Origin of the sequence: Acinetobacter sp. WCHA39, from assembly GCF_002165385.1 — a bacterium.
Classification (GTDB): Bacteria; Pseudomonadota; Gammaproteobacteria; order Pseudomonadales; family Moraxellaceae; genus Acinetobacter.
The window spans coordinates 114,100-127,370 of record NZ_NHRP01000001.1; the positions used below are offsets into that span (position 1 = coordinate 114,100).

The 13,271-nt window shown below is 39.2% G+C and carries 12 protein-coding genes; 6 read left to right on the plus strand and 6 right to left on the minus strand.

Annotated elements, in window-relative coordinates:
• Positions 1-24 precede the first annotated feature (24 nt).
• A complete protein-coding gene (locus tag CDG56_RS00510; protein WP_227519028.1) occupies positions 25-816 on the plus strand; it encodes a barstar in 792 nt (263 codons plus the stop codon).
• 4 nt (positions 817-820) lie between these two features.
• Here the strand turns inward: CDG56_RS00510 and CDG56_RS00515 are convergent, their stop codons facing one another.
• On the minus strand, positions 821-1,447 hold the full coding sequence (locus CDG56_RS00515) for a CatB-related O-acetyltransferase (protein ID WP_087546583.1): 627 nt from the start codon (positions 1,445-1,447) through the stop codon (positions 821-823).
• Positions 1,448-1,928: 481 nt separating this feature from the next.
• On the opposite strand from CDG56_RS00515, the gene CDG56_RS00520 reads away from it, so the two are divergent.
• Positions 1,929-2,411, plus strand: a complete 483-nt coding sequence (locus CDG56_RS00520; RefSeq protein WP_087546584.1) for a hypothetical protein — start codon at positions 1,929-1,931, stop codon at positions 2,409-2,411.
• Positions 2,412-2,516: 105 nt separating this feature from the next.
• On the opposite strand, the gene greA is transcribed toward CDG56_RS00520, so the two are convergent.
• The 3 genes from greA to carA all read right to left on the minus strand — a co-directional run bounded on the left by greA (position 2,517) and on the right by carA (position 7,471).
• Entirely contained in the window at positions 2,517-2,993 is a 477-nt protein-coding gene (gene greA, locus CDG56_RS00525) for a transcription elongation factor GreA (RefSeq protein WP_087546585.1), read from the minus strand.
• Between the two features lie 90 nt (positions 2,994-3,083).
• Entirely contained in the window at positions 3,084-6,317 is a 3,234-nt protein-coding gene (gene carB / locus CDG56_RS00530; RefSeq protein WP_087546586.1) for a carbamoyl-phosphate synthase large subunit, read from the minus strand.
• A 14-nt stretch (positions 6,318-6,331) separates the two neighbouring features.
• Positions 6,332-7,471 carry a glutamine-hydrolyzing carbamoyl-phosphate synthase small subunit gene (gene carA, locus CDG56_RS00535; protein WP_087546587.1) on the minus strand — a complete coding sequence of 380 codons (1,140 nt, stop codon included), beginning with the start codon at positions 7,469-7,471 and terminating at the stop codon, positions 6,332-6,334.
• Between the two features lie 360 nt (positions 7,472-7,831).
• Between carA and CDG56_RS00540 the strand changes: the two genes are divergently transcribed.
• A complete protein-coding gene (locus tag CDG56_RS00540) occupies positions 7,832-8,440 on the plus strand; it encodes a hypothetical protein (protein WP_087546588.1) in 609 nt (202 codons plus the stop codon).
• A gap of 46 nt (positions 8,441-8,486) precedes the next feature.
• Here CDG56_RS00540 and CDG56_RS00545 read toward each other — a convergent pair whose 3' ends face one another.
• Together CDG56_RS00545 and yhbY are read right to left on the minus strand one after the other, a co-directional pair.
• Positions 8,487-9,023, minus strand: coding sequence for a DOMON-like domain-containing protein (locus CDG56_RS00545; RefSeq protein ID WP_087536935.1), 537 nt, complete (start codon positions 9,021-9,023; stop codon positions 8,487-8,489).
• A gap of 5 nt (positions 9,024-9,028) precedes the next feature.
• On the minus strand, positions 9,029-9,355 hold the full coding sequence (gene yhbY / locus CDG56_RS00550; RefSeq protein WP_004660805.1) for a ribosome assembly RNA-binding protein YhbY: 327 nt from the start codon (positions 9,353-9,355) through the stop codon (positions 9,029-9,031).
• Positions 9,356-9,583: 228 nt separating this feature from the next.
• On the opposite strand from yhbY, the gene rlmE reads away from it, so the two are divergent.
• The 3 genes from rlmE to folP all read left to right on the plus strand — a co-directional run bounded on the left by rlmE (position 9,584) and on the right by folP (position 13,261).
• Positions 9,584-10,234, plus strand: a complete 651-nt coding sequence (rlmE, locus tag CDG56_RS00555; protein ID WP_004660807.1) for a 23S rRNA (uridine(2552)-2'-O)-methyltransferase RlmE — start codon at positions 9,584-9,586, stop codon at positions 10,232-10,234.
• A gap of 136 nt (positions 10,235-10,370) precedes the next feature.
• Positions 10,371-12,266, plus strand: a complete 1,896-nt coding sequence (gene ftsH / locus CDG56_RS00560; RefSeq protein WP_087536934.1) for an ATP-dependent zinc metalloprotease FtsH — start codon at positions 10,371-10,373, stop codon at positions 12,264-12,266.
• Positions 12,267-12,406: 140 nt separating this feature from the next.
• On the plus strand, positions 12,407-13,261 hold the full coding sequence (gene folP, locus CDG56_RS00565) for a dihydropteroate synthase (RefSeq protein WP_087546589.1): 855 nt from the start codon (positions 12,407-12,409) through the stop codon (positions 13,259-13,261).
• The last annotated feature ends 10 nt before the right edge of the window (positions 13,262-13,271 follow it).

The window sequence follows — 13,271 nt, forward strand, 5'->3', positions numbered from 1 at the left end:
TTTTTATAAAATTCTGGATGTTAAATGATTAAACAAGAGATGAAAGTAATTTTTTTTAAACATGATTTTGAAGATGAAATAGATCATGTAATTTATACTTTAATTGTTGATGATTTTTATTATGATAGTAAGAAGATTATTTTTAAAAATTGTTTGTCAGAAATTATTCTGCAAGAAATGATGGATTTAAAATTATTAATTTATAATAAAAAACATGATTACTTCGGAATTTTAATAACTTGCAATCAAGAGGGGAAGAATCAGAGTATTGAGGATGGACTATATTTTACTTTTGATTTTGCTTATAAAGAAAATGATCTTGTTATTTATGATAATAAGGAAGAATTAGAAGAAATTTATAGTGATAAAGAATATTCTGATTTAGATTCTTTTTTTAAAAGAAAAGAATTGATTTATAAATATTTAAATCATGAATGTGGCGAAAAGTATTGGTTCAGTTTGAGTTTATTTGAGAAAACATGTTGGCTACATATTGCTCTCTTTCTTGCTAGGTTAGAAAATCATGAGTCTGAAAAAGTCAAAGAAATTACTTTGGATGGCTACTATATAAAATCTGAATTGGATTTGTATTGCTATATTGGTGAAGAAGTGTGTGGTGTGCTAGGTTATATGGGAGCTAACTTCTCTGCATTAAGAGATTGTTTAGATGGAAGTATTAGTAGACCTGTACAGCCTCCTTTAAAAATTGTATGGAAAAATTTTGAATATTCAAAACATCATTTTGTAGGGCAGTATTGTGAAATTCAGGATATGGTTAACTTTATTTCAGAATATGCTGTATTAGAATTAAACTAAGTAGCTATTTCTTATCAATTTTTAGAAATTGAAAAAGTTGATTAATATCATCAGTCTGCAAATATTCACGCATTTTTAAAATTTGCTTTTCATCTAAGTCATACAATTTGAGGGAAAGCAGTTTTTCGATGTCTTGTTCAGGAAAACGATATTTTATCACTTTGGCTGGAACACCAGCAACAATTGCATAAGACGGTACATCTTGGGTGACCACAGCACCTGTTGCCACGATAGCACCTTCACCCAATTTTACTCCCTGCATAATCATGGCGCGGCTACCAATCCAGCAACCATCGGCAATCACGGTATCACCAGCAGGCAAGAAACTACGGGTGTCAAAAGGGAAGGTCGAAATCCAATCAGGACGGTGTAATTGATTGCCACCCATCATAATCACGCATTCAGCACCAAAACAGACAAAATTGCCAATATGCAGTTGATCAATTGGTTTCTCAGGTGTAGCAGGTTTGTCATGTAGATAACGTACCACACAGCGTTCAAAGCCCTGATCCCAATAAGCAGAATAATAAGAGTAATTGCCTTTGATATGGATATTGGGATTTTTAACTGTTTTTGAAATAAATTCGAACTCACACCAATGTTTAACAGGAGAGTTGATCAATGAATCCATAACTAAGACAAAATACTAAAAGAAATCGGCGCTATTATAGCTTTTATATTAGGAGAGAGCGTTAGTTGAGGAAGAATTTCCAAAACCAAATTAACAAACATTGATTTTGATTTGCAAATATAAAGTCTAGAATAGCATACAGCGTACCGCATTAGTCATAAGATTGCTATGGAAAGCTCATACGATTGCAATAGCAATCCATAGGATTATTCTAGTAATCTTTACATAATGCTAATGATCAGTCGATTTTGCATTCCTCTATTCGTTTTTATTGTATTTAGAAATAGCATGCTTTTGAAACAAAGGAACTATTCAATTGGTTAAAAATTCATTTTAGATATAATTGAGTAAATTTTGCATATTTAATTTGATTGACGTTATTGGTAATAAAATTATGGATTTAAAGGAAAAGAAAAAAATATTGAACTGAATTCATTTATAAATGCATAATATCTGAATGATAACAAAAGGATAAATGTTAATGATCGAACCAATAAATGAAAGTTCAATTTTAAAAATTATTGGTGAAAAAATTTTATATATACATGATTTAATTGATTTAGCATTTGAAATTAAAGGAAAATTGAGAAATAAAGAGTTAGATTTTTCTGCATTAATTCAACCGTATGGTGGTTCTGAATGGGAAAATTTAACGATGATGATTCCATATCTTCCACGAGAAATCATAGAAGAAAACTTAGATCAGTTATTAGAAGGTTTTATGGATCTAAATTGGCCTGGCTCTAGAATTTTGTATGGATATTTAGCTGAGATAGATATTTATAAACTAAAAGATTCTTTTGATCGAGTCATTGATAAAGCAATAGGATTGGATGATACCGACTGGGTATATTTCCTTTGCATCTTTATGGATGATGAAAGGGTTGGAATGAAAGATTGTTTTATTCCACAGATTGAAAAGAGTCGTTCATTTCTAAAATCTCGCAATATAGATTATGATTAAAACTCTTAGTAGTGAAAATGAATACTAAGCTTTTAAAAGCTAACAAAAGAAAAATAACTGAGAAGAAAAACCCCTCAAATAGAGGGGCTAATTCAGTTTGGAATATTAAAGATATTCCACACTGACGATTTCGTATTCAACTTCACCTTGTGGTGTTTGAATTTTTACTTCGTCGCCTTCGTTTTTACCTAAAAGACCACGGGCAATCGGTGAGTTCACTGAGATTTTATTGATTTTAAAATCTGCTTCATCATCACCTACGATTTTATAAGTTTTACGTTCTTCAGTGTCTAGGTTTTCGATGGTTACTGTAACACCAAACACAACACGACCGTTTTGTTCAAGTGTTTTGACATCAATCTCTTGAGCTGCACCCAGTTTGCCTTCGATATCCTGAATACGACCTTCACAAAAACCTTGCTGTTCACGTGCAGCGTGATATTCAGCATTTTCCTTTAAGTCACCGTGCTCACGAGCTTCCGCGATCGCTTGGATAATACGTGGGCGATCCACTGTTTTTAGCTGTTGTAATTCTTTCTCTAAGGCAACCTTGCCTTCAGGAGTCATAGGATAACGTTGCATTTCAGTCCCTCTAAATTGGTTGGGAAAATACAGGATTAAAAAAAGAAAAAGCCCGCCACCGATAAGGTGGCGGGACTTATCAGTAAAGAATTAACCTACAGTTTGTAAATCTTGCAAGCGGTATACATCCATTGGCAATTTCACAGAAAATGCTTGGCAAACAGCCTCAGCACCATTAATTGTCGTAGTGTAATACACTTTACCCTGTAGGGCAGCACGACGAATCATGGCAGAGTCGTATTGAGCTTGTTTGCCTTCAGTTGTGTTGACAATAAGATGAATCTCACCATTTTTCAAGCGGTCTACAATATGTGGACGACCTTCAGTGACTTTATTGACAGCTTCACACTCAATGCCTGCTTCTTTCAGAACACGATGTGTGCCATTCGTCGCAACAAGTTTGAAGCCATATTCGATTAATTGTTTAGCAATATTGGCAATGTATTTCTTATCTGATTCACGAACTGATAAGAACGCATGCTTCACTTCGCCTTCTGTTGGCAAGCCTGGTAAACGTTCGTTTGAACCAAGTACTGCTTTGTAGAATGCTTCACCGAAAGTTTGACCTACACCCATTACTTCGCCTGTAGATTTCATCTCAGGCCCAAGCATTGGATCAACGCCTTGGAATTTAGCAAATGGGAATACAGCTTCTTTTACTGCAAAGTGAGTCGGGATGATCTCTTTGGTGAATCCTTGAGATTCTAAAGATTGACCAGCCATACAACGTGCAGCAACTTTTGCTAAAGACTCACCAATACATTTAGAAACGAAAGGAACCGTACGTGATGCACGTGGGTTCACTTCGAGTACATAAATGTCGTTGCCTTTTACTGCAAACTGAACGTTCATCAAACCTACAACGCCGAGTTCTTTTGCCATTGCAACAGTTTGGCGACGCATTTCATCCTGAACTTCTTGTGAAAGCGAGTAAGGAGGAATTGAACATGCTGAGTCACCTGAGTGAATCCCTGCTTGTTCGATGTGCTGCATGATACCGCCAATCACAACGTCTTTACCATCAGATACGCAGTCTACGTCCACTTCAGTTGCATCATCAAGGAAACGGTCTAACAGAACCGGCGCTTCATTAGACGCTTGAACTGCTTCACGAAGGTAACGCTTAAGTTCTTCTTCGTTATATACGATTTCCATTGCGCGACCACCTAACACATAAGATGGGCGAACAACTAGCGGATAACCAACTTTTGCAGCTTCAGAGATACCTTCTTCAGCAGATTTAACGATGCTGTTGTTTGGTTGACGAAGCTGTAGACGTTGAATCATTTGCTGGAAACGTTCACGGTCTTCTGCACGGTCAATCGCATCAGGAGATGTACCAATGATTGGTGTACCTGCTTCTTCTAAAGCACGCGCCAATTTTAATGGTGTTTGACCACCGTATTGTACGATCACGCCTTTAGGCTTCTCAGTACGTACGATTTCAAGTACATCTTCCAATGTAACAGGTTCGAAGTACAAACGATCTGATGTGTCATAGTCAGTTGAAACAGTTTCAGGGTTACAGTTCACCATGATGGTTTCGTAACCGTCATCACGCATCGCTAGGGCAGCGTGAACACAGCAGTAGTCAAACTCGATCCCTTGACCAATACGGTTCGGACCACCACCGATGACCATGATTTTGTCACGGCTTGATGGATTTGCTTCACATTCTTCATCATAAGTTGAATACATGTAAGCTGTGCCAGATTCGAACTCAGCAGCACAAGTATCAACACGTTTATAAACTGGATAGACACCCAAGTTCCAACGTTGTTTACGGAATTGTTTTTGTGAAATACCCATCAAGTCAGCAATACGCAGGTCAGATAAACCTTTACGCTTGAACGAACGGATATTGTCAGCATTTAAATCGCCAAAGCCTAGAGTTTTTACTTGAGCTTCAGTTTTAACGATGTCTTCGATTTGGATCAAGAACCAACGGTCAATCTTCGTTGCTTCGAATACGTCATCTAATGAGAAACCGTGACGGAATGCGTCAGCTACATACCAAATACGCTCAGGGCCTGGAACTTTAAGTTCTTTTAAGATGATGTCTTTGGCATTAGCCGTACCAACTTCGATTTTTTCATCAAAGCCGCTGACACCTACTTCAAGACCACGAAGCGCTTTTTGAACAGATTCTTGGAAGTTACGACCAATTGCCATCACTTCGCCCACAGATTTCATCTGAGTCGTCAATACAGGCTCAGCTTGCGGGAATTTTTCGAAGTTGAAGCGAGGAATCTTGGTTACAACATAGTCAATCGCTGGTTCAAAGCTTGCAGGCGTGATACCACCAGTGATGTCATTTTTCAATTCATCAAGGGTATAGCCAACCGCAAGTTTTGCTGCGATTTTCGCAATTGGGAAACCTGTTGCTTTAGAGGCAAGCGCAGATGAACGAGAAACACGAGGGTTCATCTCGATCACAACCATACGACCATCTTTCGGGTTAATACCGAACTGAACGTTTGAACCACCTGTTTCAACACCGATTTCACGAAGAACAGCAACCGATGCATTACGCATGATTTGATATTCTTTATCTGTCAATGTTTGCGCAGGGGCAACAGTGATTGAGTCACCTGTGTGTACGCCCATTGGGTCAAAGTTTTCAATCGCACATACGATAATACAGTTGTCGTTTTTGTCACGAACAACTTCCATTTCGTACTCTTTCCAGCCAATCAGTGATTCATCAATCAATAATTGTTTGGTTGGAGAAAGATCGAAACCACGTTCACAGATTTCAATAAATTCTTCTTTATTGTACGCAATACCGCCACCAGAACCACCCATCGTGAATGACGGACGAATGATCACTGGGAAGCCGAAACGTGCTTGAATTTCCAATGCATGTTCCATGCTTTCAGCAACATCAGCACGAGGACACTCTAAGCCGATTTTACGCATGGCGATGTCAAACAGTTTACGATCTTCTGCTTTTTCAATCGCTTCTTTTGACGCACCAATCAACTCAACATTGTATTTCTCTAAAACACCGTTGGCATCTAATGCAAGTGCACAGTTCAATGCAGTTTGACCGCCCATCGTTGGGAGGACTGCATCTGGGCGTTCTTTTTCAATGATTTGAGCAACAGTCTGCCAAGTGATTGGCTCGATATAAGTTGCATCCGCCATTGAAGGGTCAGTCATAATGGTTGCTGGGTTGGAGTTCACTAAAATAACACGATAGCCTTCTTCACGAAGTGCTTTACATGCTTGCGCACCTGAGTAGTCAAACTCACATGCTTGACCGATCACAATTGGACCTGCACCAATAATTAAGATGCTTTTAATATCCGTACGTTTAGGCATTATTCGCTCCTTAATTACTTCTTAGATGCTTCAATAAGTTCGATGAAATGATCGAACAATGGAGCACAGTCATGTGGACCAGGGCTTGCTTCAGGGTGACCTTGGAAGCTGAATGCTGGTTTGTCAGTGCGATGAATACCTTGGTTTGTACCATCAAACAGAGAGCGATGTGTCACTTTTAAGTTTGCAGGTAAAGTACTCTCATCGACAGCAAAGCCGTGGTTTTGAGAAGTAATCATCACTGTACCATTCTCAAGATTTTGTACAGGATGGTTTGCACCGTGATGACCATGATTCATTTTCATGGTCTTCGCGCCAGAAGCAAGTGCTAAAATTTGGTGACCTAAACAAATACCAAATACAGGTAAAGTCGTAGTTTCTACAATGGTTTTTACTGCTTCAATCGCATAGTCACATGCTGCTGGATCACCAGGACCATTTGACAAGAACACGCCATCTGGATTTAAAGCGAGAACTTTCTCAGCAGGGGTCTGTGCAGGCACAACAGTGAGTTTACAACCACGGTCTGCAAGCATACGTAAGATGTTGGTTTTGACACCATAATCGTATGCAACAACATGAAATTTAAATTCTGGCTGGCTAAATCCTTGACCTAAAGCCCAAGAACCTTCAGTCCATTCAAAGCCTTCAGGATCACAGCATTCTTTTGCAAGGTCTAAACCATTTAAACCACCGAATGCACGTGCTTTTGCAATTGCTTCTTCTTCAGTGATATTTTCACCAGCAAGGATGCAACCATTTTGCGCACCTTTGTCACGTAAAATACGTGTCAATTTACGCGTATCAATATCAGCGATTGCAACAACATTATGTTGTTCCAAGTATTCACTGAGTGATTGTTCTGCACGGAAATTACTATGTAATAAAGGAAGATCACGAATAATTAAACCGTTCGCCCATACTTTATGGATGCGACCAGATTCAACGTCTTCGCTATTACAGCCTGTATTTCCAATATGGGGATAAGTCAGCGTCACAATTTGTTGCGCATAACTTGGGTCAGTCAAAATTTCTTGGTAGCCAGTCATGGCTGTGTTAAAAACGACTTCACCAGTCGTACTTCCCGATGCACCGATAGACGTTCCTTTAAAGATCGTTCCATCTGCGAGGGCTAAAATGGCGGGGGTGCTCAAACCAAAGCTCCTGAACTAAAACCACAAAAATAGGGCTGTAAAAAAGCGAGAAGACATAAAAAAAGGTAGGCTGTCTTTAAAAACATGCCCCTCCTTCCAGTCTGCTCGCTTGTAACTTAACAGCGCATTATACGCATGAGTAGTTCAAAAGTCTATCTGTTTTATTGGTTAAAACGAGTAATTGTAGTTTTTCTTTTATAAGTTTGGCTGTTGTTATGTCTATTGCCAAATCAATCATTCTTCTATCTATATCATGAGATATTATGCAAATTGTCTAACAATTTTTTCATAGTCTAAAAGTAAAGCGTTTTATCTTATATTTAGCCAAAAAATCAACTAACAATATAGAGGGGAAACACAATGGCTGATAATCAAACGACACCAGCAACTGAAGAAGTTAAAGAAGTTGTGGTTGAAAAAACAGTGAAGGCGAAAGAAGTTGTTGCAGAGAAAACCACTGAAGTTAAAGAAGCTGTTGCTGAAAAGACGGCAGAAGTGAAAGAGGTGGTTGCTGAGAAAACAGCGAAGGCGAAAGAAGTTGTAGCTGAAAAAACAGCGAAGGCGAAAGAAGTGATTGCTGAGACTCAGGAACAAGCGAAAGAAGTCATTGCTGAGACTCAAGAGCAAGTGAAAGAAGTATTAGCTGAAACTCAAGAAAAAATTGAGGCGGAAGCGAAAGAACTTAACCAAAATATCCAAAATCAGCTTGCACAAATTAAGCAAGATATTTTGCAGCGTATTGATGTTATTAAAACTCAACTGAATTCATCACAAGGCAATTTAGTTGAATTAACGAATGCATTAAAAACTGAGTTAAATGCTTTAATTGAAGATTTAACGAAGGTAAGCAAAGAGTTGAAAGATGATATTGGTCAAATTTCAGTGAAGCATAAAGATACTTTGGTTGGTAGCTTTAAGCGCACTAAAGAGCAAGCAGTAGAAGCTTGGAATAAAGTTCGCGCTAGCTAACATGTATTTAAATAAAAAAGCGAGATCATTCTCGCTTTTTTATTTTTTAGAATTGATGTAACCAATCGCGTTTATTATGAAAGTCAGCTTGTGGGCTACTATGTTGCATTGCAAAATAGTGATTACCTTGAGTGGTATTAAAAACCGCACTTAAACCTAGATATAAGTCAGACCATTTCAATTTATTCTGTTGCATAAATTTAGATAAATCTAGACTGACATTTAAACCATAATGTGTGCGTTGCAAATGGTTCAACTCAATGTCATATGCAGCAACGGGCGGCATATCCTCTGGGAAGCGATATTCTTCAAATTGATAGGCTTGCCAAGCTTGAGAGGGAGAAAGATTGATTTCACGATAAAAATCTTCATCTTTCACACCAATAAAAATCTCAAAACAAGTCTGTTCCCATAAAAAGTCTTGGCGAGGATGAGCCTTGACTTGATCTGGGTAAATCAGAAACTGATTGGGATCACGAACCCAAAAACCAACATTTAATGTCGCTGGTGTTTGTTGCTCAATTGCTCCAACGACAGTAATAGCATTAAAGCGATCGAAAGCAGAAAGTTCATAACTTGCCATTTTGATTACTTGTTACTTAAGTGAGCAAAACGAACTAAATTAGAAAGATGCTGGTTTTGTTTTGCTGCTTTTTTATAAAGCAAAACAATTTTACCAATTTTCTGTACAGATTCAGCACCTGTTGCTTCAACAAGCGCATCAATTACTGCGGCACGTGCATCGCGATCTTCACCTGCAATTTTCACTTTAATGAGTTCATGATCATTTAGTGCGCGATGAGTTTCTTCAATGACGTTTTCTGTAAGACCTTGGCCACCAATCATTACAACTGGATTAAGTGCATGGCCAATTTGACGTAAACGCTTACGCTCATGGATAGATAAAGCCGCCATTAAAAATACCTGATTGTGAAAACGACCTAGTATAACTTGCATCCCGTTTCTAAGATAGATTTAGCAGACAGGCACTCGAAACAAATATGTGAAAATTAGGCAAATAGCCAATCATGGCAATCGGAAAAAATCTGTAAAAGTTCGTGTGAATGAACTACAACCGTACTGTAATGAGAGTAATTTTAACGTACAATGACCAATCAGAAGTTTTTTGAAATTTAGTGAGTTATGGCGACACGCATTACCAATCAAAAATTGTCTAAAAGCAGTCGTGCATGGATGAGAGAGCACTTAGATGACCCTTTTGTAAAGAAAGCACAGAAGGAAGGTTATCGCGCACGTGCAGCATATAAATTACTTGAAATCCAAGAAAAATATAAAATGATCAAGCCGGGTATGACCGTTGTCGATCTTGGTGCAGCACCAGGCAGTTGGTCACAAATTGCAGGTAAATTAGTCGGCGCAAATGGTTTAGTGATTGCTTCAGATATTCTCGCAATGGACGCTCTTCCAGATGTGACTTTCTTACAAGGTGACTTCCGAGAAGAAGAAGTTTTCGAAAAATTGTTAAATATTTTAAATGGACGTCAAGTAGACGTTGTAATTTCAGATATGGCCCCCAATACATCAGGTAATAGGGCTGTCGATCAACCACGCCAGATTTACTTATGTGAATTGGCATTGGATTTTGCTCAAAAAGTTTTAGGCCCAAATGGACAGTTTATTGTTAAGGTGTTCCAAGGCTCAGGATTTGATGAGTTCAGAAAACAAGTTGTTGATAGTTTTGATGTATTAAAAACAGCCAAACCTGCGGCATCTCGTGCTCGATCAAAAGAAGTTTTTTTGATTGGTCAAGGTCGTAAAAAGGCATTGCAATAAAAGTGTACTTGCCAAGTTGTTAAAAATTGTGCATTTTGTACCTTTTAAGTTTTTTGCAACGCAAATTTATTGCTGTTTTTGTGAAGGTCAGCCAAGATTAGGTATGATCAAATTAGATTGATATGGGAATAAAGCCTTGAGCGATTACTTCAAGAATGCCGTATTGTGGCTCATCATACTCGGTGTTCTGATTTTGATTTTTAGCAACGTCAGTGACCGCAATAAGCCTGCAGCGATGAAATATTCTGATTTCGTTGCAGCGGTGAATGCTGGGCAAATTAAACAAGTCACAATTGACGGTTTAAACATTAGTGGTGAAAAAACCAATGGTTCTTCTTTTGAAACGGTTCGTCCACAAGTAGAAGACACTGAATTGCTTCCAAGCTTGAATAAACAGAATGTAGTCGTTGAAGGTACTGCACCACAACGTCAAGGCATTTTGATGCAACTTCTCATTGCGAGCTTCCCTGTATTACTGATCATCTTATTATTCATGTTCTTTATGCGTAATATGGGTGGGGGCGCTGGTGGCAAAAACAGCCCAATGAGTTTTGGCAAGTCAAAAGCGAAAATGTTATCTGAAGACCAGATTAAGATTACGTTTACCGATGTTGCAGGTTGTGATGAAGCAAAACAAGAAGTGGTTGAAATTGTTGACTTCTTGAAAGATCCTTCTAAGTTCAAACGTCTTGGTGCAACCATTCCTCGTGGTGTATTGATGGTTGGTCCTCCAGGTACGGGTAAAACATTACTTGCGAAAGCCATTGCAGGTGAAGCTAAAGTTCCATTCTTTAGTATCTCTGGTTCTGACTTCGTTGAAATGTTTGTTGGTGTCGGCGCTTCACGTGTTCGTGACATGTTTGAACAAGCTAAACGTCATGCTCCATGTATCATCTTTATTGATGAGATTGATGCGGTGGGTCGCCATCGTGGTTCGGGTACAGGTGGTGGTCATGATGAGCGTGAACAAACCCTGAACCAAATGCTTGTTGAGATGGATGGTTTTGAAGGTAATGAGGGTGTGATCGTCATTGCAGCAACTAACCGTGTCGATGTGCTAGATAAAGCATTACTTCGTCCAGGCCGTTTTGACCGCCAAGTGATGGTTGGTTTACCTGACATCCGTGGTCGTGAGCAAATCCTGAATGTTCACTTGAAGAAACTCCCGTCAGTGACTGGCGTGGATGTTAAAGTCCTTGCTCGTGGTACGCCAGGATTCTCAGGTGCGCAACTTGCGAACTTAGTCAACGAAGCTGCGTTGTTTGCTGCTCGCCGTAATAAAAACACGGTCGATATGCATGACTTTGAAGATGCAAAAGACAAGATCTACATGGGTCCAGAACGTAAATCGATGGTGATTCGTGAAGAAGAACGTCGTGCGACGGCTTACCATGAAGCTGGACATGCCATTGTTGCTGAAATTTTGCCAGGTACAGACCCTGTGCATAAAGTGACAATCATGCCACGTGGTTGGGCATTAGGTGTAACTTGGCAGTTGCCTGAGCAAGACCAAACTAGCCATTACAAAGATAAGATGTTGAATGAGCTTTCAATCTTATTTGGTGGTCGTATTGCCGAAGAAGTTTTCATTAATCAAATGTCGACAGGTGCATCAAACGACTTTGAACGTGCAACTAAAATGGCGCGTGCAATGGTGACCAAGTATGGTATGTCTGATGCTCTTGGTGTAATGGTTTATGAAGATGAAAACCAAAGTGGTTTCTTTGGTAATGTGGGTAGCCGTACAATTTCAGAAGCAACTCAGCAAAAAGTTGATGAAGAAGTACGTCGTATCTTAGATGAACAATATAAAGTTGCTCGTGATATCTTGGAAAATAACAAAGATATCGCACATGCAATGGTGAAAGCGTTGATGGAATGGGAAACCATCGATCGTGACCAAATCCGTGACATCATGGAAGGTCGTGAACCACAACCACCTAAGGTCTATATTCCTGAAAATCCAGTGGCTGCATTTGAACCACCAAAAGATGGTCCATCTACACCACCACCATTACCAGCAATGGGTTAATGGTTGAAATCAAAGAGAGTCGCTAAAGAGCGGCTCTTTTTTTGTTCTTATTTTAGCCAACCTGGAAATAAATCAACAATGTTCACAGAATAGTCTTGTTAAACTAAAGTGATTCGTAAAGTGTTAAGAGTTTTTTGATAATGCAGTTGATGCCATTACCACAGCAGCAGTTACAATGTGGTCGTTTTACATTGGATTTATCCCAACCACAGATTATGGGTATTCTCAATGTCACCCCTGATTCTTTCAGTGATGGTGGACAGCATCATCATAAAGAACAGGCGGTTCAACGTGCTTTGCAGATGATGGAAGAGGGTGCAAGCATTATTGATATTGGTGGAGAGTCAACTCGCCCAAATGCATCACCCGTTGAGCTAGAAGAAGAAATTCAGCGTGTAATTCCTGTGGTGGAAGCATTATCCAAGTATGATGTGATCATATCGATTGATACCAGTCAGCCTGAGGTGATTCGAGCTGCCGTGAAAGCAGGTGCGCATATCTGGAATGATGTTCGTGCTTTAACTCGTCCACAGGCTTTAGAAACGGCGGCTGAATTAAATATTCCTGTGGTGTTGATGCATATGCGTGGTGAACCGACCAATATGAATCAGTTGGATCAATATCAGGATGTGACTGAAGATGTGATTCATGAATTACAGCAGCGGCTTAATCAAGCAATTGCAGTTGGAGTAAGCAAAGAAAATATTATTATCGACCCAGGTTTCGGTTTTGCCAAGAACGCACAACAGAATTTTCGATTACTCAATGAGTTTTGGAAGCTGAATCGGATGGGGTATCCGATCTTGTCTGGGTTGTCACGTAAACGTTTCATTGGTGAGGCATTGAATGGTGTACCTGCACAGGAACGTGCGCTTGGAAGTGTCATGGGGCATCTACTGAGTATTCAGCAGGGCGCTAGTATTGTTCGAGTGCACGATGTTAAAGCCACAAGCGATGCGATAAAAGTTTGGAATGCGATGCGTTTAGCTCAATAATTACAGAGAA

Excerpts from the sequence above, each read along its gene's own strand:
- CDG56_RS00510 (WP_227519028.1), top strand. The coding sequence starts at position 25 with ATGATTAAACAAGAGATGAAAGTAATTTTTTTTAAACATGATTTTGAA.
- CDG56_RS00515 (WP_087546583.1), bottom strand. The coding sequence starts at position 1,447 with ATGGATTCATTGATCAACTCTCCTGTTAAACATTGGTGTGAGTTCGAA.
- CDG56_RS00520 (WP_087546584.1), top strand. The coding sequence starts at position 1,929 with ATGATCGAACCAATAAATGAAAGTTCAATTTTAAAAATTATTGGTGAA.
- greA (WP_087546585.1), bottom strand. The coding sequence starts at position 2,993 with ATGCAACGTTATCCTATGACTCCTGAAGGCAAGGTTGCCTTAGAGAAA.
- carB (WP_087546586.1), bottom strand. The coding sequence starts at position 6,317 with ATGCCTAAACGTACGGATATTAAAAGCATCTTAATTATTGGTGCAGGT.
- CDG56_RS00540 (WP_087546588.1), top strand. The coding sequence starts at position 7,832 with ATGGCTGATAATCAAACGACACCAGCAACTGAAGAAGTTAAAGAAGTT.
- CDG56_RS00545 (WP_087536935.1), bottom strand. The coding sequence starts at position 9,023 with ATGGCAAGTTATGAACTTTCTGCTTTCGATCGCTTTAATGCTATTACT.
- yhbY (WP_004660805.1), bottom strand. The coding sequence starts at position 9,355 with ATGGCGGCTTTATCTATCCATGAGCGTAAGCGTTTACGTCAAATTGGC.
- rlmE (WP_004660807.1), top strand. The coding sequence starts at position 9,584 with ATGGCGACACGCATTACCAATCAAAAATTGTCTAAAAGCAGTCGTGCA.
- folP (WP_087546589.1), top strand. The coding sequence starts at position 12,407 with ATGCAGTTGATGCCATTACCACAGCAGCAGTTACAATGTGGTCGTTTT.